This is a genomic window from Leptolyngbya sp. FACHB-60, assembly GCF_014695775.1.
In the GTDB taxonomy this organism is placed as follows: domain Bacteria; phylum Cyanobacteriota; class Cyanobacteriia; order Phormidesmidales; family Phormidesmidaceae; genus Nodosilinea.
The window spans coordinates 12,572-33,115 of sequence record NZ_JACJOX010000027.1 but is presented as its reverse complement, the minus strand read 5'-3'; the positions used below and the strand labels follow the sequence as shown (position 1 = coordinate 33,115).

General features: G+C 56.6%; 21 protein-coding genes. 8 read left to right on the top strand and 13 right to left on the bottom strand.

Going from position 1 to position 20,544, the window contains the following annotated elements:
• Nucleotides 1-7: 7 nt before the first annotated feature.
• Complete coding sequence (locus H6F57_RS10905) at nt 8-634, top strand: hypothetical protein (protein ID WP_199289958.1); 627 nt, start codon at nt 8-10, stop codon at nt 632-634.
• Here H6F57_RS10905 and lexA read toward each other — a convergent pair.
• The 4 genes from lexA to H6F57_RS10885 form a co-directional block, all read right to left on the bottom strand.
• On the bottom strand, nt 624-1,238 hold the full coding sequence (gene lexA / locus H6F57_RS10900) for a transcriptional repressor LexA (protein ID WP_190630802.1): 615 nt from the start codon (nt 1,236-1,238) through the stop codon (nt 624-626). The two genes, H6F57_RS10905 and lexA, sit on opposite strands and share 11 nt — an antisense overlap.
• 320 nt (nt 1,239-1,558) lie before the next feature.
• Nucleotides 1,559-2,698 carry an RNA polymerase sigma factor RpoD gene (gene rpoD, locus H6F57_RS10895; RefSeq protein WP_073606743.1) on the bottom strand — a complete coding sequence of 380 codons (1,140 nt, stop codon included), beginning with the start codon at nt 2,696-2,698 and terminating at the stop codon, nt 1,559-1,561.
• A 675-nt stretch (nt 2,699-3,373) separates the two neighbouring features.
• Complete coding sequence (gene cysE, locus H6F57_RS10890) at nt 3,374-4,111, bottom strand: serine O-acetyltransferase (RefSeq protein ID WP_190630800.1); 738 nt, start codon at nt 4,109-4,111, stop codon at nt 3,374-3,376.
• Nucleotides 4,112-4,237: 126 nt separating this feature from the next.
• Complete coding sequence (locus H6F57_RS10885; RefSeq protein ID WP_190630798.1) at nt 4,238-4,720, bottom strand: hypothetical protein; 483 nt, start codon at nt 4,718-4,720, stop codon at nt 4,238-4,240.
• Between the two features lie 143 nt (nt 4,721-4,863).
• Here H6F57_RS10885 and H6F57_RS10880 point away from each other — a divergent pair, with 143 nt between their 5' ends.
• A complete protein-coding gene (locus tag H6F57_RS10880) occupies nt 4,864-5,019 on the top strand; it encodes a hypothetical protein (RefSeq protein WP_190630797.1) in 156 nt (51 codons plus the stop codon).
• A 26-nt stretch (nt 5,020-5,045) separates the two neighbouring features.
• Here H6F57_RS10880 and H6F57_RS10875 read toward each other — a convergent pair whose 3' ends face one another.
• A complete protein-coding gene (locus H6F57_RS10875) occupies nt 5,046-5,441 on the bottom strand; it encodes a polymer-forming cytoskeletal protein (protein WP_190630795.1) in 396 nt (131 codons plus the stop codon).
• A 472-nt stretch (nt 5,442-5,913) separates the two neighbouring features.
• Between H6F57_RS10875 and H6F57_RS10870 the strand changes: the two genes are divergently transcribed.
• Entirely contained in the window at nt 5,914-6,357 is a 444-nt protein-coding gene (locus H6F57_RS10870) for an orange carotenoid protein N-terminal domain-containing protein (RefSeq protein WP_190630793.1), read from the top strand.
• A gap of 205 nt (nt 6,358-6,562) precedes the next feature.
• Complete coding sequence (locus H6F57_RS10865) at nt 6,563-7,549, top strand: ATP-binding cassette domain-containing protein (protein WP_190630792.1); 987 nt, start codon at nt 6,563-6,565, stop codon at nt 7,547-7,549.
• A gap of 127 nt (nt 7,550-7,676) precedes the next feature.
• Here the strand turns inward: H6F57_RS10865 and H6F57_RS10860 are convergent, their stop codons facing one another.
• Genes H6F57_RS10860 through H6F57_RS10850 form a run of 3 tightly spaced genes read right to left on the bottom strand, consistent with a single transcriptional unit; the run spans nt 7,677 to nt 10,071 of the window.
• Nucleotides 7,677-8,012 carry a cupin domain-containing protein gene (locus tag H6F57_RS10860; RefSeq protein WP_190630790.1) on the bottom strand — a complete coding sequence of 112 codons (336 nt, stop codon included), beginning with the start codon at nt 8,010-8,012 and terminating at the stop codon, nt 7,677-7,679.
• Nucleotides 8,013-8,045: 33 nt separating this feature from the next.
• A complete protein-coding gene (aroC, locus tag H6F57_RS10855; RefSeq protein WP_190630789.1) occupies nt 8,046-9,134 on the bottom strand; it encodes a chorismate synthase in 1,089 nt (362 codons plus the stop codon).
• A gap of 49 nt (nt 9,135-9,183) precedes the next feature.
• Nucleotides 9,184-10,071 (bottom strand): M23 family metallopeptidase, encoded by an 888-nt coding sequence (locus H6F57_RS10850; RefSeq protein WP_190630787.1) that lies wholly within the window; start codon nt 10,069-10,071, stop codon nt 9,184-9,186.
• Between the two features lie 255 nt (nt 10,072-10,326).
• Here H6F57_RS10850 and H6F57_RS10845 point away from each other — a divergent pair, with 255 nt between their 5' ends.
• From H6F57_RS10845 to H6F57_RS10835, 3 genes are all read left to right on the top strand, one after another.
• Nucleotides 10,327-11,124 (top strand): MBL fold metallo-hydrolase, encoded by a 798-nt coding sequence (locus H6F57_RS10845; protein WP_190630785.1) that lies wholly within the window; start codon nt 10,327-10,329, stop codon nt 11,122-11,124.
• Nucleotides 11,125-11,223: 99 nt separating this feature from the next.
• Entirely contained in the window at nt 11,224-11,394 is a 171-nt protein-coding gene (locus H6F57_RS10840) for a ssl1498 family light-harvesting-like protein (RefSeq protein ID WP_190630783.1), read from the top strand.
• Nucleotides 11,395-11,509: 115 nt separating this feature from the next.
• Nucleotides 11,510-13,582: a hypothetical protein gene (locus H6F57_RS10835; RefSeq protein WP_190630781.1), complete on the top strand. Its 2,073-nt coding sequence runs from the start codon at nt 11,510-11,512 to the stop codon at nt 13,580-13,582.
• A gap of 94 nt (nt 13,583-13,676) precedes the next feature.
• On the opposite strand, the gene rpsU is transcribed toward H6F57_RS10835, so the two are convergent.
• The 5 genes from rpsU to polA form a co-directional block, all read right to left on the bottom strand.
• Entirely contained in the window at nt 13,677-13,853 is a 177-nt protein-coding gene (gene rpsU / locus H6F57_RS10830; RefSeq protein WP_073606751.1) for a 30S ribosomal protein S21, read from the bottom strand.
• 252 nt (nt 13,854-14,105) lie between these two features.
• Nucleotides 14,106-15,380 carry a metallophosphoesterase gene (locus tag H6F57_RS10825; RefSeq protein ID WP_190630779.1) on the bottom strand — a complete coding sequence of 425 codons (1,275 nt, stop codon included), beginning with the start codon at nt 15,378-15,380 and terminating at the stop codon, nt 14,106-14,108.
• A 219-nt stretch (nt 15,381-15,599) separates the two neighbouring features.
• Nucleotides 15,600-16,346 (bottom strand): SDR family oxidoreductase, encoded by a 747-nt coding sequence (locus tag H6F57_RS10820; protein ID WP_190630778.1) that lies wholly within the window; start codon nt 16,344-16,346, stop codon nt 15,600-15,602.
• A gap of 120 nt (nt 16,347-16,466) precedes the next feature.
• On the bottom strand, nt 16,467-16,856 hold the full coding sequence (locus H6F57_RS10815; protein WP_190630776.1) for a carboxymuconolactone decarboxylase family protein: 390 nt from the start codon (nt 16,854-16,856) through the stop codon (nt 16,467-16,469).
• Between the two features lie 39 nt (nt 16,857-16,895).
• Nucleotides 16,896-19,820, bottom strand: coding sequence for a DNA polymerase I (gene polA / locus H6F57_RS10810; protein ID WP_199289962.1), 2,925 nt, complete (start codon nt 19,818-19,820; stop codon nt 16,896-16,898).
• A 249-nt stretch (nt 19,821-20,069) separates the two neighbouring features.
• Here polA and H6F57_RS10805 point away from each other — a divergent pair, with 249 nt between their 5' ends.
• Entirely contained in the window at nt 20,070-20,240 is a 171-nt protein-coding gene (locus tag H6F57_RS10805) for a chlorophyll a/b-binding protein (RefSeq protein ID WP_190630772.1), read from the top strand.
• Nucleotides 20,241-20,544 lie beyond the last annotated feature (304 nt).

The following is a 20,544-nucleotide window of genomic DNA, read 5'->3' as shown; positions in this document are numbered from 1 at the left end:
TCATCCCATGACCTCTGCCTCCCCAGATGACACCCCCGACATTCAGCAGGAATTGCGCCTCAGCCGTCCGTTTACCCTAGCTGACGCCATTGGCCAGGAAGCGGGCAACTTCATGAAAGGGGAATCGCCAATTCCGCGGCTCGTGCAGGCTAGTCATGGTGCCCAGCAAGCGCTGAAAGAATCTTTGGTGGATGGCCCTGGCGCTCTGCACCGGGTGCTGGAACAGTGGCTGGTGGATGATGAGCGCCGCCTCAGCCAATACGTGGGGCACCCTGCCGAGGCGGTGAAAGATTTGCTGGTAACGGTGCTGCGATCGCCGGTAACCCTCTACGAACTGGTGCGCCAAACCGATGTCGCCTGGGGCCAGATTTACGACAGCCGCCCCCACTTTCAGCAGCCCGGGCAGCCCCCTCACCCCGATGATCAATATACCCACGAGTCGGTACGAGAGACGTTGGAGCAATGCCTGTACTGCCTCAACCACCCGCCCGTGGCAGAACCGGAACCAGACTCCGAAGCTACCCTGCCGCAGACAACCGCTCGAACAAACTTACTGCTAACCATTAAAAAACCGCTGTTGTGGTTAACAACAGCGGCCAGGAGCACTAATCGCTTGAAAAACGTCAGACGGTAAAGTCTGGATCGATGCCGCGCCACACGGCCACTAGTCGACCCTGTACGTCTACGAGGTCTGCCGGAAACTCCATAACAGGGTACTTAGGGTTGGCAGGTTTGAGGTGCACCTGGTTACCCTGACGATGAAATGACTTGAGGGTAGTGCCGTTCTCAACCCGAGCTGCAACAATGGTCCCCTCACGAATGCCTTGGGGATCTTTTACCGGACGCATAATCACCACATCCCCATCCTGAATCATGGCCTCGATCATGCTGTCTCCAGTGACTTTAAGGGCATAATCGCCAGACTGAATGGGCAGCCCGTTGAGATCGAGACGCTCAACGGTATCGGTAAACGCTTCGTTGACAAAACCAGCGGCAATAGTGCCAAGAATGGGCACACCACGGACATTATCCCGAACGCGAATGGTGCGCGCTTTCCCTTCGCTCCACTCAATGTAGCCCTTGTTCTTGAGATGCTCTAGGCGACTTTGAATGGGTGCAGGAGAACGCAGGTTCATCGCCCGCATCATTTGGCGAATGGAGGGGGAGTGCTGATTAGCCCGGATGTATTCAACCAGCCAGTCGTAGAGCTCTTGTTGGGCAGTTGTTAAGGATTCCATAGAGATTTAGCCACGGCATTGGATCATATCATGGAACAAGTGTACCAACTGAGCGGCAATCTGTCTACTTTATCAACAAACCGTTGGGTAAGTCAGTACTAATGCCGAACCTGATGACAATTATCCAATACGAGTCAGCTACGTCACAGGAGCAACGGCCATCTGTCCCTATTAATTAGCTAGTGTCTAACTTAGAATTAGCCTGGCCAGGGCAGCCATTGCCGTACCAATAAAAAAGGCTGCCTGCAGGCAGCCTTTTTTATTGGTTTCGTTCAGTATTGTTCTAATACTTCAACCAAAGAACCGAACTAAGGTTGACCCTAGCGAATGTACTCTTTCAGGATGCTGTTGCGGTTAGGGTGACGCAGCTTGCGCAGGGCCTTGGCTTCAATCTGGCGAATGCGCTCGCGGGTAACGTTGAAAATCTGGCCAATTTCTTCCAGAGTTTTCATCCGACCATCGTCGAGGCCGTAACGTAGGCGTAGCACATCCCGCTCGCGGGGGCTGAGGGTGCCCAGAACGCTTTCCAGGTCTTCCCGGAGAAGGCTCTTAGATACTTGATCTTCAGGGGTTTCGCCGTCCGATTCGATAAAGTCGCCCAGGCGAGAATCTTCTTCTTTACCGATGGGAGTCTCAAGGGAAATGGGCAGCTGGGCCGATTTGGCAATAAACCGCAGCTTCTCGATGGTCATTTCCATGCGAGTGGCGATTTCTTCTTCGGTGGGCTTGCGGCCAAGTTCTTGGGAGAGCAGCTTGGTGGTCTTTTTGATACGAGAGATGGTCTCGTAAAGGTGCACCGGCAGGCGAATAGTGCGCGACTGATCGGCGATCGCCCGGGTGATGGCCTGACGAATCCACCAGGTGGCGTAGGTCGAGAACTTGTAGCCCTTTTCGTGGTCAAACTTCTCAGCGGCGCGAATCAGGCCCAGACTGCCTTCCTGAATCAGGTCTTGGAAGGAGAGGCCACGGTTCATATACTTTTTGGCGATCGACACCACCAAGCGCAGGTTTGACTGCACCATTTTATCTTTGGCGCGGCGACCAATGTGCAGACGGTGGCGGAAACTGGCTAGGGTGTAGTCTTTGCCTTCGTCTTGGCTGACGGCAGCAGCCCACTCAATATCAGAGGGATCGCGCTCAAGGGAGTCGAACAGCTCGTCGTGGAGTCGCTCTAGCTTGAGTAGGTCGGCGATCTTACGGGCTAGCTCAATTTCTTCTTCGGCCCGCAGTAGGCGAATACGGCCAATCTCTTGCAGATAGAGACGAATAGAGTCTTCGGTGTAGTGGCGCTTTTTGGTTTGAGCTCGGCGGCGGGTTACCTTCCCCTTCGGCGCTTTGTCATCGGCGCCGGCCTCGTCATCTTGGGCAACAAAATTCTCGTCACTATCATTACCGTCGATCAGTAGATCGAGTTCAGTTTCAGGGTTGATGGTGCCGAGCAGATGATTTGCTTGGGTCATGCCGCGATCCTCGTGCTCCTTAAAGTTGAAAGACAAAGACTGTGATCAGATTAACAGCTCCTTCGATAGATGCCCACAGTTCCGAAAAAGTGTGGATCTACTTTTGGAGAATCCAGTGATAAGTGCCTAGCCACCTAGACGTTTACGACACTGGCTTGGTGCTGTTGGCCCAGGTCGCCGCCGCCTCTATCTAGAGAAATACTTCAGCGCCGCCATGGCCTTTCAATTTTAACTGCAATGTCAGGTGATGTACCACCCTAACTTTGGCAGAAACGATCGAATCGGCTGAAATGCTTAAGCTGCAACCAAAACGCCCTCTCTAAAACTAAAGGCGATCGCTCAAAAACTGACCTACTAGAACAAGTAAACTACTCTCTTTCTTAATATTTTCTTTCTTATAGAGATAATCACACAGCTTTTCGGGACTTCCCAGAGTGTAATTTGTCCCAATTGGTTTAAATATTACTCAGGCAAATCTACTGTTTCGATCGCCAGATTTTGTAAGCAATTCCTTACATTTGAGATTGATTGGCGGAAATTTTCTCAGCGTCATTACGGAGCATGTTTTCGTAATAGACTTGGATCCAAAATAAACGTCAAGCAGGCCCGGCGTTACGATGCTGGGCCTGCTTGACGTTCAATAACACTTTCGTTCTGAAATATAGAGATGCTTGATTAAATACCGCTACCGTCTAGAAATTCTTCGAGGACGCGGTCTTGCAAGCGGCAGTAAACTCCGTCTTGAGCGCGAACCGCACCCACTAAAACAGGTTCGCGGCGCACTTGCCCTAGAGACTGGACTTCTTTTTCTAGCGCTTCAATGCGATCGAGCAGGGCGCGAATCACTTGGGCTTCAGAGTCCGGTAGGCGGCCGTGCTCTAGGGGTTCTACCCGCTCCCCAGCCCGATACACGATGCGTCCGGGTACACCGACTACAGTGCAGTCGGAGGGTACTTCTCTTAGTACTACCGAACCAGCACCAATGCGTACATTGTGGCCGAGATAAATATTGCCCAGTACCTTGGCACCGGCTCCAACGACCACGTTGTCGCCCAGGGTGGGATGACGCTTGCCAACTTCCTTGCCAGTTCCCCCTAGGGTGACGCCCTGGTAGATCAGGGCGTAGTCACCAATAATCGCGGTTTCACCAATCACCACCCCCATGCCATGGTCGATGAAAACGCCCTTGCCGATGGTAGCCCCTGGGTGAATTTCGATGCCGGTGAGAAACCGCGCTAGGTGAGAAATGATGCGAGGCACCACGGGCAGGCCCAGGTTCCAAAGCCAGTGACTGAAGCGATGCAGCCCTAGGGCATGCAGGCCAGGATAGCAGGTGAGTACCTCTAGCCAGTTGCGGGCCGCTGGGTCACGCTCGAAGACGATGCGAAAATCGGCAATCAGGGTGGTGAGCACAGGCAATAGAGTTAACTGCAGCTTCACTATCCTAACGTGGCCACGTCCTTGACCAACACCCTTCGCTGGTGTGGATTGCTCTGGGTCGGCGTTACGGCCTAGCACTATGGCCGTAGCAGGCAAAACCTAGGGCTTAGCATTGAGGGAATAGTTGTAGCGCTGCCCCTGCTGGTGGGAGCCTACCCAAATGCTGTAGGTACCTGTTGGCCAGTTTTGGTCTTGGACAAGGGCATCAGGATTGCGGCGATCGGTGTCGCTGCCGCAGCGCACGGTGCTGTCTGGCCCTTTAATGAGCAGGCTGGTGTCGTTGCCGCCGCTGTTGACCTGAAGGGTGAGGGTGGCGAAATCTTGCTGCAACACCATGATGTGATCGGGGGCGGTGTCGGCAAACCCAGCGCAGATGGTGCCGTTGCGATCGCGCCCAGCAATACTAGATAGCGCAGAAATCCCGTTGGTAAAACCGCTGACGCTGGCGGTTGGGGTAGCGCTCGACAGCGTAAACGAATCAAAGTTGGCCTGCTGGGCCAGGGTGGGTAGCGCTGATGTCAGACCCACGGCAAGTCCTGCTGCTAGTGCCAGTGCCCCACGACGTTGATGCTTAATGGTCATGGCCCCAGCCTCCTACGGTTCAATTCTATGGTGCTCGGTAACCGCCGCGATCGGTAGTCATAATAGACAGAAGTTGAACTGTCTCCATTGACACCAGCCCAATATAAGTAGCGTATCTAGTGACGACCGCAGGAGGCACAGCGATGGAATCTGTGATGTTGATAATCTGCGTGATGGCCACGTGGGCGATCGCCAGCCTATTCGACAGCCTCACCCACATCAGCCAGCTATTAGCGCCTTCACCCTGGGTGCTAGGAGGCATAGCCCTGGTGTTGACTACCTGGATCATGCGCGATTAGCGGCGCGGCACTAATCGCTAGTTGAGTTAAAGCTCAGTCGTGCCGTAGAGCTCGGGCACCTCACGCACTGGCGGCAGTGACTTGGCATCTCGGGTCTCTATATATCCGGTGTAATAGGCACCCGGCTCTATTTCTAAAGCTCCGGCCACTACATCACCTTCTAACCGGGCCGTGCGGCTGAGAGTGAGCTTGCCTTCAGCAAACACCCGAGCCTTCAGCACTCCCTGCACCACAATGTTTTGAGCCTTCACCTCAGGGCCTTCGATCAACCCCGTAGAGGAGATCTCGAGATCACCTTTGATGTCTACGGTGCCGTGAATTACGCCGTCTACCCGCAGCATCCCCTCAGCGTGGAGCACCCCTTCAAACTCAGTTTTTTGACTCAAATAGGTCAATGGCGGAGCCGGTTTGCGTTTGAACATCAAGATTGCCTTCATAACTCTAGAGAACAGCACTCTAAGCAATGGCCTGAGCGAGATTAGCCCTAAAGGCGCTAGCTAACACTGCTGGAAGGGCACCTTAGCTGTGTAACTAAATATTAAAAGACAATGGCTCCGGCTCGGCAACAATCCCTTAAATAGCCAAGATTTCCCTCTCTTTGGGAGGGTGGGCGCGGCCATCAACCCTAGTTATGCTTTAAATCAAAAGAAACTTGGAAGAAAAACCCTGTAGTCAAAAACCTCAGGGATCAATATGAATAGACGCTAAACCCTGCTAAATTGACACGGCCTATTCTTCCTTTTTTCTGCTTTGACCCTTAAATTCACAGTTTTAGATCTGACTAGCCAGAGCTAAAATTCTCCCTCCAGCGATCGCAAACTGTGCGACAGAGCCCTCACCTGTTCTGCCGCATTGTTATCTAACCCCATAACAAGCCCTTACAGGAAACCTACCATGACCGCTATAGACGTTCGCCTTCAGTTTGAGCAAGCCGTTGAATCGTTTGAATCAGTCGATGTAGACTGCAAAATTGCTGTGCTTTGGCAGATTTACGACACCCTGGGGCAAGCTTTTGCGGCGATCGCTCCAGTGGCGCTCTTCTCCCAAGCCGTGCAACAGCTGCTGGGCCAGATTCAGCAAGTTGACCGCGACGATCAAGCGGCAATCTTGCGCGATATTCTCGCTGGGGCTGATACCCGATTCACGCAGGCTTACCAAACCCTCAACGCGAACATGAAGCTGGCCTTCTGGCACCGCCTGTTCAACCTCATGCCCGCTAACCGCCTGCCCTTAACCACTTGCCAAGACGGTTCAGCCGCAACTAAGGCGCTGCTCGCCCGCATCAACACCATGGGGCTGAACGAGCGCCTCCATTTTTTGCGTCGGGTGGTGGGCTAAGCCTGGGTGAAGTTACTTTTCTGCGCTCCGTAATGCTCGGGTGGGCAGGCGCTGGGGCGAACTTGGTTAAGGGGTAGCCAGGCTGCGTGAATTTGCTAACCTGGCTACTGGTCTGGCGATCGCGCAGCTTCTGCAGAAGGTTAGCGGTAAAGTGAAAGCCATAGGCCCCAAGTTGGGGTTCAGCTGCTCTATTCGCTGTTCTGCTATGCCCACCATTGATGTCAACCAGCTCAGCAAGCGCTATCCCATCGCCATCAAAGAGCCTGGGCTAGGGGGCACGCTAAGGCATTTCTGGCGTCGTCAGTACCGTTTGGTAGACGCAGTGCAGTCCATTTCCTTCCACATTGAGCCCGGCGAGGTGGTGGGTTTTTTGGGGCCGAATGGTGCCGGCAAGACCACCACCCTCAAGATGCTCACCGGGCTGATTCACCCCTCTGGTGGCACCGTGCTAGTTGGTGATCAGGTGCCTTTTCAGCGGCGAACTGAGTTTTTGCAGGATATTACCCTGGTTATGGGGCAAAAGCAGCAGCTGCTGTGGGACCTGCCTGCCCTAGATTCGTTGCGCATTAATGGCGCTATCTATGGTCTTTCTGACAAAGAATTTCGCTATCGCATTGACGAACTCACCGAGATGCTGGCCCTCCAGGACAAGCTGACTCAGCCTGTGCGCAAGCTGTCCCTCGGTGAGCGCATGAAGGCCGAAATGATGGCGGCGCTGCTGCACCGTCCCCGTGTCTTGTTTTTAGATGAGCCTACTCTAGGACTAGACGTTAACGCCCAGGTGGCGGTGCGAGAATTTTTGCGCGACTATAACCGTCGCTACGAAGCCACCATTTTGCTCACTAGCCACTACATGGCCGACATTACTGCCCTGTGTCGTCGCGTGCTGCTAATTTACCAGGGGCGGTTAATTTATGACGGCAGCCTAGAGGGGCTGCTCGATCGCTTTGCCCCCTACCGAGAAGTCACCGTAGATTTGGCCGCTGGCTGCGATGCGGCTACCCTGAGCCGCTACGGCGAATTAGAAAGCCTGGAGGGCTGCACCGCCCGGCTAATTGTGCACCGCGACACCCTGACTCAAACTGTCGCTCAGCTGCTGGGAGATTTAGACGTGCGGGATTTGACCGTCAGCGATCCGCCGGTGGAGGAGGTGATTGGGCGAGTGTTTGCGGCAGGATCCGCAGAGAGGTGAGAGGTGAGGGGTGAGATTGGTGGCTATAGCAAAAGAACGAAAAAAAAGAGCGAAGAATGCCTGACAGGCTTGAATCCTCACATTTTCGGCTTTTCTAACCCAGACTTCACTGGCTATGGAGCAATCGCTAAGTGCGGATGCCGAAGTAGGTGAGGATGAGTTCCTGAGCGCCGGTATTGGCGACTTCGTGGTATTCGCCGGGCTCGATCGCAATGCAGGTGCCGGGAGTCAGTGGATAGGCTTGACCGTCGACGGTAATGGTGCCATCGCCCGCTTCGACAAAGAACACTTCAGCCATGTCGGCGTGGCTATGGCCCTGGGCGACCTGGCCGGGGGCAAAGCGGGCCTGGGCAAAGTTAGTCAGATGGGGCAGGTCGTGCGATCGCAGCAGCACCCGCTTTTTAATTGCCGGGTTGTGGGAAACCGACTCCTCCTGTACTTGATCAAGGCCGGTGATTTTCATGGTCTGGCATCAGCTCCTTAAAACTGCCCTCAATTAAAACAGCTCACACTGACCGTGGTGGCGCAGCAGGTGATCACACAGCACCAAGGCCACCATGGCCTCGACCATGGGCACGGCCCGGGGCAGCACACAGGGGTCGTGGCGGCCCCGGGCGGATAGCACGGTGGCTTCGCCAGTGTTGGTGACGGTGTTTTGGGCTTTGCGAATCGTGGCGGTGGGCTTAAAGGCAACGCGAATGATGATGTTTTCCCCATTGGAAATGCCCCCCTGGGTGCCGCCGGAGCGATTGGTGCGAGTGCGCAGAGTGCCCGCCTCGTCGGTGTAGAACTCGTCGTTGTGCTCGCTGCCGGTGAGCAGGGTACCTGCAAACCCAGAGCCAATTTCAAAGCCTTTGCTGGCAGGAAGCGACATGACACCCTTGGCCAGGTCGGCTTCGAGCTTGTCGAACACGGGGGAGCCCAGCCCGACCTTGACCCCTCGAGCCACGCACTCTACCACACCGCCAACGGAGTCGCCCTGGTCGCGGATGGCTTCGACCCGGTCGATCATCTGCTCGGCGGCGATCGGGTCGGGGCAGCGAACGATGTTGCTCTCGACCTGCTCTAGGGTGACGGTGTTGGGATCCACGCTGCCCTCTAGATCCTGAATACGCTTGACGTAGCCAATGATTTCGGTGCCGGTGACCTGGTGGAGGATCTTTTTGGCGATCGCCCCGGCCGCTACCCGACCAATGGTTTCGCGCGCCGACGATCGCCCGCCCCCCTGGTAGTTGCGTAGGCCGTACTTAGCGTCGTAGGTGGCATCGGCGTGGGAGGGGCGATAGGCGGTGACCATCTCGCTATAGTCTTGGGGGCGGGTATTTTCGTTGCGCACCAGAATAGAGATGGGTGTGCCCAGGGTTCTGCCCTCAAAGACGCCAGAGAGAATTTCGCAGCGATCGCTCTCTTTGCGGGGAGTGGTAATTTTGCTCTGACCGGGGCGACGGCGATCGAGTTCGGCCTGGATTTCCTCGGCGGAAATTTCTAGGCGGGGTGGGCAGCCGTCGATGACCACCCCCACCCCACCACCGTGGGATTCACCAAAGGTGGTAATGCGAAATAAATCCCCAAAGGTGTTGCCCATAGATCGGTAATGCCGGCGTCGGCCCAGGTAGTTTTACCGATCCTACTATCTAGTTTCCTTGATTAGTTTCCGCCAGCTTCAAATAATAGTGAGGATTCACCGCCTGACCGTTGCGGTAGACGCTGTAGTGCAGGTGAGGACCAGAGGAACGCCCGGTGCTGCCCAGATAGCCCACTACATCGCCCCGCTGGACGCGATCGCCAATCTTGACCTCCAGCTTTGACAGGTGGCCGTAGAGGGTTTCGTAGTCGTAGCCGTGGTCGATTCTGACATGGTTGCCGTAGCCGCCGTTGTAGTCGGCCCGCACCACCACACCCTCGGCGGTGGCCAAAATGGGCTTGCCCACTGGCCCTTCGAAGTCGATGCCCTCGTGCATTTCGTAGCTCCGCTGACCGAAGGGGTTGGGGCGCAAACCAAACTCTGAGGAAATCGATGGCTTGCCCGCGATCGGTTTGCCATTAGGGAAGGCTGCCGCCTGCTCGGCCTCGGCCTCCAGGGTTTGCTCAAGGGCTGGCTTTACGGCCCGAGTCAGCATCACCTCTAGACTCGGCAGTTGACGGCGGGCCTTGTCGAACATGACCTCAGCCGGAGCCTCCTCCGCCACGCCGCCTCGGGGAGGAATCTCCGCCTTGGAGTTAGGGACGCGGGTATTTTCGGGGCTTTGCTCGGGTAAGCCAGCTCGACTTTTGAGCACCTCAATTTCGTTGCCGATAGCATCTAGCTCGGTGAGCACTTCGCTGGCGGTTTCAGACAAACTTTGATTGCGCTGGGCCAGCTTCACGTTTTGGTAGAGCAACAGGCTAATCCAGGCGAGGGGTAGCCCTACCAACACCGCTAGCCCTACCAGCAGCGGCACCGGGCGCAACCGGAGGGTGATAGGCGACTTGCCCGTTGCCGTAATCAGCACGGTGTAGGGCTTGGGCAAAAGACGGGGCATGGCAAAATTGGCGGCAAGCAATGATAGCAAACGTCAACTCTTAAACCAAGATGGATTATACGGGGATCAGCGCATTTGCACAATTTCGGGGATCGTTTGCAGAACAATGCTCCAGCGGCCCTAAAGCGCAATCTTGAAATGGCAGCTTGTCCTGGCACTGTTTCACCTGCTCTGGTTGCGCCTAGCTCGTTGGTCATGGATTTTGTAAAGAATCCGTTACACTAGGCGATATAGCGCTCTATAGAGAATCGTGCGATGGAAGTCACCTGGCTCGACAGCAACTCTTGGTTAATTACCATGGGCGAGCAGCGCATTTTGGTCGACCCCTGGCTGGTAGGAGAGCTGGTGTTTGGTCAGCAAACCTGGCTGTTTAAGGGAGAGCATCCCCAGCCTCAGCCGCTACCCGAGGCGATTGGCCTGATTTTGCTCAGCCAAGGGCTAGAAGACCACGCCCATCTCCCTACCCTCAAGGCCCTCAATCGCGCCATTCCGGTGGTGGGTTCGCCCAGTGCGGCGAAGGTGGCAGAGAGCCTTGGCTATAGCCAAGTGACCGCCCTTGGCCATGGCGAAACCTTTACCCTCAACCAGCGGGTGACCATTAAAGCGCTCCCCGGTTCTCCGGTGGGACCGCTGGTGGTTGAAAATGGCTACATTCTGCGAGACGTTTCTTGCGGTGAGGCTGGGGCCTCGCTGTTCTACGAACCCCACGGCTTTCACCGGCCTGAGCTGAAGGCGGAAGGGCCAGTGGATGTGGTGATTACCCCGGTGGTCGATCTGACCCTGCCCGTGGTGGGGCCAATCATTCGCGGTCAGCAAGGGGCTTTAGAACTGGTGGACTGGCTGCGGCCCCAGGTTGTGCTACCCACCGCTGATGCGGGCGCAGTCACCTATAGCGGAATGCTGATCAACTGGCTCAAGACGGTGGGTGATCCCCAAGCGCTACAGGCGGCGATCGCAGCCCAGGGATTTTCGACCCGAGTGCTTGCCCCAACCGTGGGTCAACCGCTGCCTTTAGACCTTGTGCCGCGCCAGCCTCTGTCAACGGGAGCTTAGTGGCACAGTGCGATCCCCATCAGTCGGAGGGTATCCAGAAAGGCTGTATTCAGGTAACCTTCTCTTAAGGTTAGTCAAGTTTTAAGAAGGATTATAGCTATGCCTTACACCACCGAAGAGGGCGGTCGCCTCAACAACTTTGCCACTGAGCCTAAGATGTATGAGGCTGAGCCCCCGGACCCTAGCCAAAAGCGCAACTATTTGATTTTGGGTGGTCTAGCCTTCGCTCTAATAGGTGGGTTGTTGGTGGTGGCGATCTCTGTCTCTTAAGAAATCTCTGCGGTTCAGCAAACGAATCTCAGCGGCAGCCGAGGCAGTCTATTGCCTCGGCTGCCTTGTATCTGGAGTCGGGATAGAGTAAACATAGCGTTTACCTCGGGTTAGCATGGCAAACTCGCCCCAATGGCTTGAGGGTGCAACGGGCAGCGGCAAGACCACCTGGCTGCTGGAACAGCTGCGCCCAGATACTTCGGCGCTACTAGAACTTGGCCAGAGCCACTTAATCTTTGCGGCCAACGGCGACAACCGCCTGCGGCTGGCCGCACGGCTGGGAGATGTCGCCCCCGGTGTGGCGGCGGTCACGACTACGCCCAACGGGTTTATTCAGGATGAGGTGACCCTATTTTGGCCGCTGCTGGTGGCCGAGCTGGGCCTGTCGCCCCAGTTTCCGCTGCGGCTGCGGCCTGAGAATGAGCAAGAGCTGGCCGCCGAGCATTGGCGTCAGCAAATCTTAGATGGCACCCTAGCGGTGGAGGGCTGGCTAGAGGCCCAAATCGTGCGGCGATCGCTCGATTTTTTGCAGCTGGCGGCCGCTGGCGGCATTCCGGCAGAAGACCTGCCCGTGCTGCTGCCGGAGGGCATTCCCCCAGGCTTTGCCCCCGAAGCGGTGTGGCAGGCCATTGGCAATGCGCTAGTAGACTGGCGCGACTGGTGTCTGGCGCGGGGTCTGCTCACCTATGGGGTAATGACTGAGCTTTACTGGCGGCATTTGCTGCCCCATCCCCTCTACCAAGAGAAACTGCTGGCCCGTTACGGCGGCATATTTGCCGATGACCTGGATGAGTATCCGGCGATCGCCGCTCAGTGGATTCAGGTATTCATCGACGCCGATCGGGCCGTGGCCCTTACCTGGAACCGCCACGGCAAAGTGCGGATGGGGCTAGGGGCAGACCCTGACGCCCTCGAACAGCTCCGAGATCAGTGCCAGGTGACCGACCAGACTATCCCGGCGACCGAGTCCTTGGCTTACCAGTGGGGCGATCAGGTGGTGGAGTGGGTGATGGATCCTCTAGCGCTACCGGAACCTCTACCCTGTTTTCAAACCCTGCAAACGGTGTCGCGGGGAGAGCTGTTGCGCCAGACGGCGGAGCGAGTAGTCGAGGTGGTGAATGAGGGAGTGGCTCCCCAAGACATTGCAATTATTGGACCGGGTTTAGATGCGATCGCCCGTTACACCCTGGCTGAAATTCTCAGCGATCGCGGGCTGCCTGTGGCTTCCCTCAGCGACCAGCGCCCCGTGATTCACTCGCCGCTGGTGCGATCGCTGCTCACCCTGCTGACCTTTGTATATCCCGGTTTGGGTCGGCTGGCCACTGCCGAGGAGGTAGCCGAAATGCTGGTGGTGCTGAGCCAGATTCCCCAGGCCCCTGAGGTCGGTCCCTGGTTTGAGGCTGTGCAAATTGACCCGGTGCGGGCCGAGCTGCTGGTTGACCACTGCTTTGAACCCAGCCTAGAGCAGCCCGAACTGTTGCCGGTAGAGCGCTTCGATCGCTGGGATCGGCTTGGTTACAAAGCCACCGAAGCCTACAGTCGCCTGCGCCAGTGGATCGAGCAGCAGCGTCAGCAGCGTCAGCAGCGCTTGACTCCGGGGGTGCTGAGCGTACTCGATCGCGCCATTCAAGCCTTTTACTGGGGCGGTAGCCACCTGCCCGCCGACCAGCTCGCCGCTCTGCGAGAGCTGATGGAAACCGCTCAGCACTACTGGGCAGTGGACGATCGCCTGCGTCAGGTAACGCCCATGCTGGTCAAAAAAACGGCTGAACCGATCCGCAATTCCTTAGAGCGGTTTATTCTGCTGCTGCGCCAGGGCACCGTGACCGCCAACCCCTACCCGGTAGAGTCGGCTCAGGTAATCACCATCGCCACGGTGTACCAATACCGCTTGCAACGCCTACGCCACCGCTGGCACTTTTGGATCGATGCCGGGTCGCCCCGCTGGCTGGCTGGTACCGACAACCTGCTGTTTGGCTATCCGCTCTTTTTGGGCTCGTACCGAGGTCGCCCCTGGACCACTGAGGATATCGAAATACTGCACCGCGATCGCCCCGAGCGCATTTTGCGCGATCTGCTGGGGCGAGTCAGCGATCGCGTCGTGCTCTGTCATAGCGAACTAGCGGTCAGCGGCCAAGAGCAAATCGGCCCCCTGCTCACCCTGGTCACCGCCAACGCCGACGCCTAGCCCCTTCCTACCGCCCACAACAAAAGAGGGACACTGGCTAGCAGCATCCCTCTTTTATCGTAGTTGCCTTGCCGTGTCTTACACGAACTGGGGCTTAACGAAAGCGCTTCTTGCGACGCGCGACGGCTTTGCGCTTTTGCTTCTCTTGAGGCGTCTCGAAGTGGCGACGACGCTTGACTTCTGAAAAAACACCGGCCTTTGAGACCTGCCGCTTAAAGCGGCGTAGGGCCGATTCAATGCCTTCGTTTTCACCTACAACGACTTGAGTCATACGAAATCGCTTCTAAACTCCTTGGATATGCACTAACGAATCAAACAACAGGTTGTTAAACCCACGGACTGTTCGAGATTGCCCCGGAGCGGTCGAGCCACCTCCCATTGCTCCAGGCAGAGTCGTTATGATTAGCTGTCAGTACGAAGTATATACAGACAGAAAAATTCGGGCATAGTTGTCCGTAATTTTTATCAGACTAGCACAAAAAATGCCGTTGCCCAGCCCAACCCCTCTGGGGCTAAACAGTGGCTAGGTAGCGTAGGTTTTGGGCCTAGGGAAGGGCAATTGCCCAGTGCAAAGTCCCTGGCCCAACCGCTGCTCACAAAAGGATTTTTCGTCGGGGGCCAGCTCGTCGTAGCTGACATCCCGCCGCAGCACAATGCCGTTGTGGCCCGCTAAAAACCGAGGCAGTTCTGCATACTCAATGGTGCGCAGGGTTTGCATGTCGTAGCTGGTGTAGGTGGTCAGCTCCGGGTCGGCAAAGTCAACGTCGATTACTGTTAACACCTTTCTGGGCGGCAGACTGCTGTCGATCAGGGCGCGCGGCCCAGACCCCAAAAGGCCAGTGTGCAACAGCTGGAGATTGCCCCGGTGGCCAGGATAGTAGGCGTGCTGGTGACCGCTGATGTAGGTGTGCACGTTGTAGCGCTCTAGCATGGCCCGCAGCTGATCGGCATTGTCGAGCACTTCGCCCGGTTTGTCGCGCCCCACCGATATGCCGTAGAGGGGCAGGTGGCTGAGCAAAATGCGGGCCTTGGCCTGCTGGGCCGCATCGCTGGCTAGAGCTTGCTCCACCCAGGCCAGCTTTTCCTCAGGCAGGCGGCTCGACGAGCCATCCCAGGCCATAAAGAAAATTCCCTGCTGCTCAAAGGTGTAATAGAAAGGAAAATCGGTGCGATCGATAAAGTTAACCCCAGGGCTATGCTCGGCGGCCGTCCAGTAGGCCGTGGCTAGGTCGCGCTCTTGCTGAAACAGAAATTGGTTGTTTGGTCCCCTGGCGCTAGAGGCATCGTGGTTGCCGATGGTAAAGCCAAAGGGCACGGATTGTTGGCGCAGGGGGGCCGCCACGTGGTCGTCAAACGCCTGCCACATGGCCCGAATTTGATCGGGTGTCAGTGATGGGCTTTGCCCCGCTACCATGTCGCCGCCGCATACTACCAGGTCAGGTTGCCAAAAAGGCAGTAGGGCGATCGCCTTATCCACCTCAGGGTCGTAGTCGGTCGAGCCGTAAGCGCTATTGAGATCGCTAATCGCTACCAGTCGCACATCTTTGCGAGGCGGGTTAGCTAGCCCTCCATCGACGCTGGCCACGATCGCCTGGGCTTCGGCAGATAGCTCTGGCGGAGCTAGAGTCACATCTGTCACTGCACCCTCGCGTGCCTCAGTGGGAGATACTGCCTCAGCCTCAGGGGCCGGGTCGGCTGGGGCATTGGGCTCAGAGAGCAGCGCCCGCTGGGAGCAAGAAAGGCATACGCTGAGCACTACGCCCAGGCAAAGTCCGGTAAAAAAACGTTTAAAACCCATAACCGAGGAAGGCCAAACCACAGGCCTAAACTTACCCTATCCATCCGACTTTTGTGCGGGGGATTAGGGCAAGTTTGCTGGTTGGATAGCTGGGTCGCAAGTCGAAAGGTTGGCAGGTTCGAACGTTCGGGCTTGCCCATCCAAGCGGCAACCTTGGGCGTTCAGATTGTCTATCTCAAACTCAGGTTCCCATGGCGGGAATTTGAAGAGATTTTCGGCTCACTTGCCGCCCGCTATATCGATAAATGACCCGGTGGTATAGGAGGCCTCCGCCGACAGCAGCCACAGAATCGCCTGGGCCACTTCCACCGCCTGCCCGCCCCGCTGCATGGGCACAGCCGACTTTACCCGCTCAACGCGATCGGGCTCGCCGCCGCTGGCGTGGATGGCGGTATAGATAAAGCCGGGGCGCACCGCATTGACGCGAATGCCTTCGGCGGCCACTTCTTTAGCGAGGCCAATGGTTAAGCTGTCGATCGCCCCCTTAGACGCGGCGTAGTCCACATATTCCCCCGGTGACCCCAGTCGCGCCGCCACCGACGACACGTTGACGATCGCCCCACCCACCCCGCCATACTTCGTTGACATGCGCTTTACAGCTTCACGCGCGCAGAGAAAGCTGCCGGTAACGTTGGCGGCAAAAACGCGGTTGAGCCGGGCAGCATCAAGTTCGTCTACGCGCCGCTGCTGCTCCAAAATTCCGGCGTTGTTGACGAGGGCCGTCAGCGTGCCCAGCTGCTCATCTACCGTTTGAAAGAGGCGCAAAACCTCGTCTTCTAGGGAAATGTCCGCAGCGACGGCGATCGCCCGTCCGCCCGCCCGATCGATCACATCAACCACCCCATAGGCCGCTGCTGAATTGTGGAGATAGTTGACGCATACTGCATACCCTCGCTCGGCGGCGAGACGGGCTGTGGCAGCGCCAATACCCCGACTGCTACCGGTAACAACTAAAACCTGTGCCATTTGCAAAGCTGAAACGACAATATTGGCTCAAACTCGGCAAATTTAGCGATTAGCTGCTACTGGGTGCAGGCGTGGCCCAGTTAAACGCTCACCCAGTCATCTACATTACTGAATTACTCTTTAAACCTGTTGGTTTAGGTCCAGCTCTGAAAAAACGTCTTTGGCGATTAACAGTGCATTGACCGCAGCGGGGAAGCCAGCGTAAACCGCCATTTGCATGATGATTTCAACGATTTCGTCTCGGGTGCAGCCCACATTCAAAGATCCCTGAATATGGGCCCTCAGCTCAGTGGGTGCATTGCCAAGGGTGACTAGGGATGCGATCGTGGCGATTTGTCGCTCCTTGGGCGACAGCCCCTCGCGGGAATAAATGTCGCCGTAGGGAAACTCAATGATAAATCGCGCAAAATCTGGGGCGATGTCACCCAGTGCATTCATCACACCTTCGCCAATGTGGCCATGAATTCTGGCCAGCGCCTCTTGCCCACGGGTATACCGAGTCGAATCCATCGGGATGTCCTTGCTCAAAAGTGGTTTGCCGGGCTGTTGTTACTTGGCTTCCATCCAGTTTGACCCGGCATGGGCTTCAACCTTGAGGGGCACCTTTAGCTCCACGGCAGATTCCATCACGGCGGTAATTTTCGGCTGGAGTTCTTCCCACTCGTCGGGGGGCACCTCAAAGACCAGTTCGTCGTGGACCTGGAGGAGCAGGTTGGCCTGATAATCCTTTAGCAGCTCGTGCAGGTGAATCATGGCAATTTTGATGATGTCGGCGCTGCTGCCCTGAATAGGGGCGTTGGCCGCTGCCCTAAGGGAACCGGCATCGAAGCCGTTAGAGCGCAGGGAATCTAGATCTATAGAGGCGGGATCGGTGCCGCGCAGCGATCGCAATTTCCCATCCGTAAAGTTGAAATACCGCCGCCGCCCGCAGATAGTCTGCACATAGCCGTGGGCGATCGCCTCTCTCTGCATTTGTAGCAGGTACTCAAACACCTTGGGGTAGCGCTCGTAATAGCGATCGATAAAGGTCTTAGCATCGGCGCGGTTGACCCCAGCCTCACGGGCGAAGCGAGAGGCCCCCATGCCATAAATAACACCAAAGTTGATCACCTTGCCCGCCCGCCGCTCTTCCGCTGTGATGTCGTCTTTCTCGAACAGCAGCCTGGCAGTGAGGCCGTGTACGTCGTCGTTGTTTTTGTAAGCCTCCACCAGCACGGGTTCACCGCTGAGGTGAGCCAAAATGCGCAGCTCAATCTGCGAGTAGTCTGCCGCCACCAGTTGCCAGCCGTTTTCAGGAATGAACGCTGCCCGAATCTTGCGGCTAAAGGCGGTGCGAATGGGGATGTTTTGCAGGTTGGGGTTCGACGATGACAGCCGCCCAGTAGCCGTCACCGCTTGGTTAAAGTCAGTGTGCACCCGGTGGGTTTCGGGACGAATCAGGGTGGGCAGGGCATCCACATAGGTGGATTTCAGCTTGGAGAGGGTGCGGTGCTCCACCACCAAATCCACCACGGCATGGTCGCCCTGGAGTTTCTCCAGAGTTGGCGCATCAGTGGAGTAGCCGCCCGACTTGTTTTTGCGCGACTTGCGCTTATCGAGCTTTAGCTTCTCAAAAAACAGCGTGCTTAGCTGTTTAGGAGACCCCATGTTAAAGGTTTCCCCAGCAGCTTCGTAGGCGGATTTTTCTAAACGGGCCAGGTCAGTTTCGAGCTGCTTTGAGAAAGTGGCCAGATAGTCGGGGTCAACGCGAATGCCCGTACATTCCATCTCCGCCAGCACCGGCTCTAGGGGAAGCTCAACCTCGGCAAACAGGGTTTTGAGATCGGGAACTTCATCTAACTCAGCCTGGAGCTTGGGTACCAGCAAATAGGTGGTGTGAACGTCGGCGCCGCAGTAGTTGGCCACATCGGCGATCGCCATATCGGCAATGGTCTTGCCCTTGGGCACCAAATCCTCATAGCTCTGGGCAGATAGGTTGAGGTAGCGCAGGCTCAGATCCGTCAGGTTGTGGCTGGTCTCAGGGTTGAGCACGTAGCTGGCCAGCATGGTGTCAAACACTACCCCCGCCAGCTGAATTCCCTGGTGGCGAAGGACGAGGCGATCGTACTTGGCATTTTGCAGCGCCTTGGGAAACTCATCGCTTTCAAGCACTGGGCGCAGCGCCTCTAGTACCGTTTCCAATGGCAAGGTTTCCCCCTCGCTGTGGCCCACAGGAATGTAAGCCATCTCATCGCGCCCGGTGCCCCAGCAGCAGCCGATGCCCACCAGCGCAGCATCCCTTGGCTCCAGCGATGTTGTCTCGGTGTCCCAGGAAACAGGGGTTTGAGGGTCTTTTTGGGCAGAAAGAATATCTAGCAGCTCGTAGAGCTGGGCCTCGGTGGTGATGATCTGAGGGGCGATCGCCACCTCATCCACTCCCTGGGCACTGTCGGTCTCCTCCGCCGTAAAGAAGGCCACATCCGCGCCGCCAGTATCCTGAAAGCGGCTGGAGCGACTGGGTTCTTTGCTGCTAGTGCTAGAACCCTCACTCAGCGCCTGGCTGGCTTTTGCCGCTGTTTCTTCTGCCGCTGCGCCCCCAAAGGCAATTTGCAGCTTGCCCAGCCGGTTGACAAAATTTTGAAACTCCAGCTTTTTGAGCGCCGGAATTACCACATCGGGGTCAAAGCCATCCAGCTTGCAGGTGGCTAGGTCGATAGGCAAATCTACATCGGTAACGATCTTCGCCATATAACGCGAATGGTAAGCCGACTCTTTGCCCTCGATTAGCTTCTTTTGGGTCGCCCCTTTAACGTTGTCAATGTCAGCGTAGATGGCATCAAGGTCGCCATACTCGGCTAGCAGCTTAGCGGCAGTCTTGGCCCCAATGCCCTTAACGCCAGGGATGTTGTCTGACGAATCGCCACACAGCGCTTTGTAATCCACCACCTGATGGGGAAAAATATCCAGCTTTGCCTTAACATCCTCAATCTTGAACTCCTGCGCCATGCCCGTCTTCGGCCCCTTGGCAAAGGCGTTGCCCAGGTGCAATACGGTAATGCACTCGTCGGGGTCAATCAGCTGAAACAGATCCTGGTCTCCGCTGAGAATTTTGACGCAAAACCCCTCCCCCAGAGCCTTGGTCGCCAGGGTGCCAATCACGTCGTCGGCCTCAAAGCCGGGGGCGACGTAAATGTTGAGGCCAAAGTCAGTGAGCAGTTCTTTGAGATTCCGCACGTCTTCACCAAAGCCCTCAGGGGCTTCAGGGCGACCATCTTTGTAGGTGCTGTCGGCGGTGTGGCGAAAGGTAGGCTGGTCGAGGTCAAAGGCGACGGCGGCATACTCAGGCTTTTCCACTTCCATCATGTCGAGCAGCGACTTTAAGAAGCCGTAGCACACGCTGGTGGGAATGCCGGTGGAGGTGCGCAACCCGCCGTCGGCATTTTTCGCAAAGGCGAAGTAAGAGCGAAAGGCCAAGGAATGGCCGTCTACCAGCATTAGAGTGGGCTTTTTGGCCTGGGAGGAGGTTGCTGCCACGGTTTCTTGGGGTCGAGGATTTGAGTTTCTATTGTAAGGGGCGCGGCGGTCAGGAATTGGGGTGTTGGCAGGAGCGAGGTCTACTAACCCAATGCGGTTGACTATGCCTGGGTAAGGGCCCGAACCACTACTGCTGCACCGTCACACCCCATTACCACAACGATCAACCCATAGGGTAGGCTAGGAAAGCAATCGACCCACCCTAAACCCATGGCCAACCTCGACCCCACCGTTACCCCCACCATCGAGCGCTCTAAGGCGGGCTTTAACGACTATGCCGAGCGGCTGAATGGACGTGCTGCCATGCTTGGGTTTGTGGGGCTGGTGCTGTTTGAGATGGCCACTGGGCAGGCGATCGTCACCTGGCTTGGCCTGCGCTAGGTCGGCTATTTCCCTATCTTTGGGAACGCTAGTTTATATCTGAGACAGATTTCCCCAGGTCTTTGTCGTATAAAGTTTCACCCGGTACCCTTTTTTGGGGGCAGGGGGATCTCCAGAGGCCACCTCACCGTCATTAAACCTGCTAGATCTAGGAGACCGACCCATTAAGGCGCTTTTTAGAAAACAACCGTGGCTAGCTACAGCGCTCACCGTAGGCGCTGTCGATGGTCTTATGGGGGCGACAGAAGACAAAGTCTCTTTGGCATTGTTTGGCCTGCTGCTAGCAGGCGGGGCCGCAACCCTA

Bases quoted from the DNA above. Each gene is read 5' to 3' on its own strand.
- rpsU (WP_073606751.1), bottom strand. From the start codon at position 13,853: ATGACTCAAGTCGTTGTAGGTGAAAACGAAGGCATTGAATCGGCCCTA.
- lexA (WP_190630802.1), bottom strand. From the start codon at position 1,238: ATGGAATCCTTAACAACTGCCCAACAAGAGCTCTACGACTGGCTGGTT.
- H6F57_RS10820 (WP_190630778.1), bottom strand. From the start codon at position 16,346: ATGGCACAGGTTTTAGTTGTTACCGGTAGCAGTCGGGGTATTGGCGCT.
- H6F57_RS10805 (WP_190630772.1), top strand. From the start codon at position 20,070: ATGGCCAACCTCGACCCCACCGTTACCCCCACCATCGAGCGCTCTAAG.
- H6F57_RS10860 (WP_190630790.1), bottom strand. From the start codon at position 8,012: ATGAAAATCACCGGCCTTGATCAAGTACAGGAGGAGTCGGTTTCCCAC.
- H6F57_RS10875 (WP_190630795.1), bottom strand. From the start codon at position 5,441: ATGTTCAAACGCAAACCGGCTCCGCCATTGACCTATTTGAGTCAAAAA.
- H6F57_RS10880 (WP_190630797.1), top strand. From the start codon at position 4,864: ATGGAATCTGTGATGTTGATAATCTGCGTGATGGCCACGTGGGCGATC.
- polA (WP_199289962.1), bottom strand. From the start codon at position 19,820: ATGCTGGTAGACGGCCATTCCTTGGCCTTTCGCTCTTACTTCGCCTTT.
- H6F57_RS10845 (WP_190630785.1), top strand. From the start codon at position 10,327: ATGGAAGTCACCTGGCTCGACAGCAACTCTTGGTTAATTACCATGGGC.
- H6F57_RS10885 (WP_190630798.1), bottom strand. From the start codon at position 4,720: ATGACCATTAAGCATCAACGTCGTGGGGCACTGGCACTAGCAGCAGGA.
- H6F57_RS10825 (WP_190630779.1), bottom strand. From the start codon at position 15,380: ATGGGTTTTAAACGTTTTTTTACCGGACTTTGCCTGGGCGTAGTGCTC.
- H6F57_RS10850 (WP_190630787.1), bottom strand. From the start codon at position 10,071: ATGCCCCGTCTTTTGCCCAAGCCCTACACCGTGCTGATTACGGCAACG.
- rpoD (WP_073606743.1), bottom strand. From the start codon at position 2,698: ATGACCCAAGCAAATCATCTGCTCGGCACCATCAACCCTGAAACTGAA.
- H6F57_RS10835 (WP_190630781.1), top strand. From the start codon at position 11,510: ATGGCAAACTCGCCCCAATGGCTTGAGGGTGCAACGGGCAGCGGCAAG.
- H6F57_RS10870 (WP_190630793.1), top strand. From the start codon at position 5,914: ATGACCGCTATAGACGTTCGCCTTCAGTTTGAGCAAGCCGTTGAATCG.
- H6F57_RS10840 (WP_190630783.1), top strand. From the start codon at position 11,224: ATGCCTTACACCACCGAAGAGGGCGGTCGCCTCAACAACTTTGCCACT.
- H6F57_RS10905 (WP_199289958.1), top strand. From the start codon at position 8: ATGACCTCTGCCTCCCCAGATGACACCCCCGACATTCAGCAGGAATTG.
- aroC (WP_190630789.1), bottom strand. From the start codon at position 9,134: ATGGGCAACACCTTTGGGGATTTATTTCGCATTACCACCTTTGGTGAA.
- H6F57_RS10815 (WP_190630776.1), bottom strand. From the start codon at position 16,856: ATGGATTCGACTCGGTATACCCGTGGGCAAGAGGCGCTGGCCAGAATT.
- H6F57_RS10865 (WP_190630792.1), top strand. From the start codon at position 6,563: ATGCCCACCATTGATGTCAACCAGCTCAGCAAGCGCTATCCCATCGCC.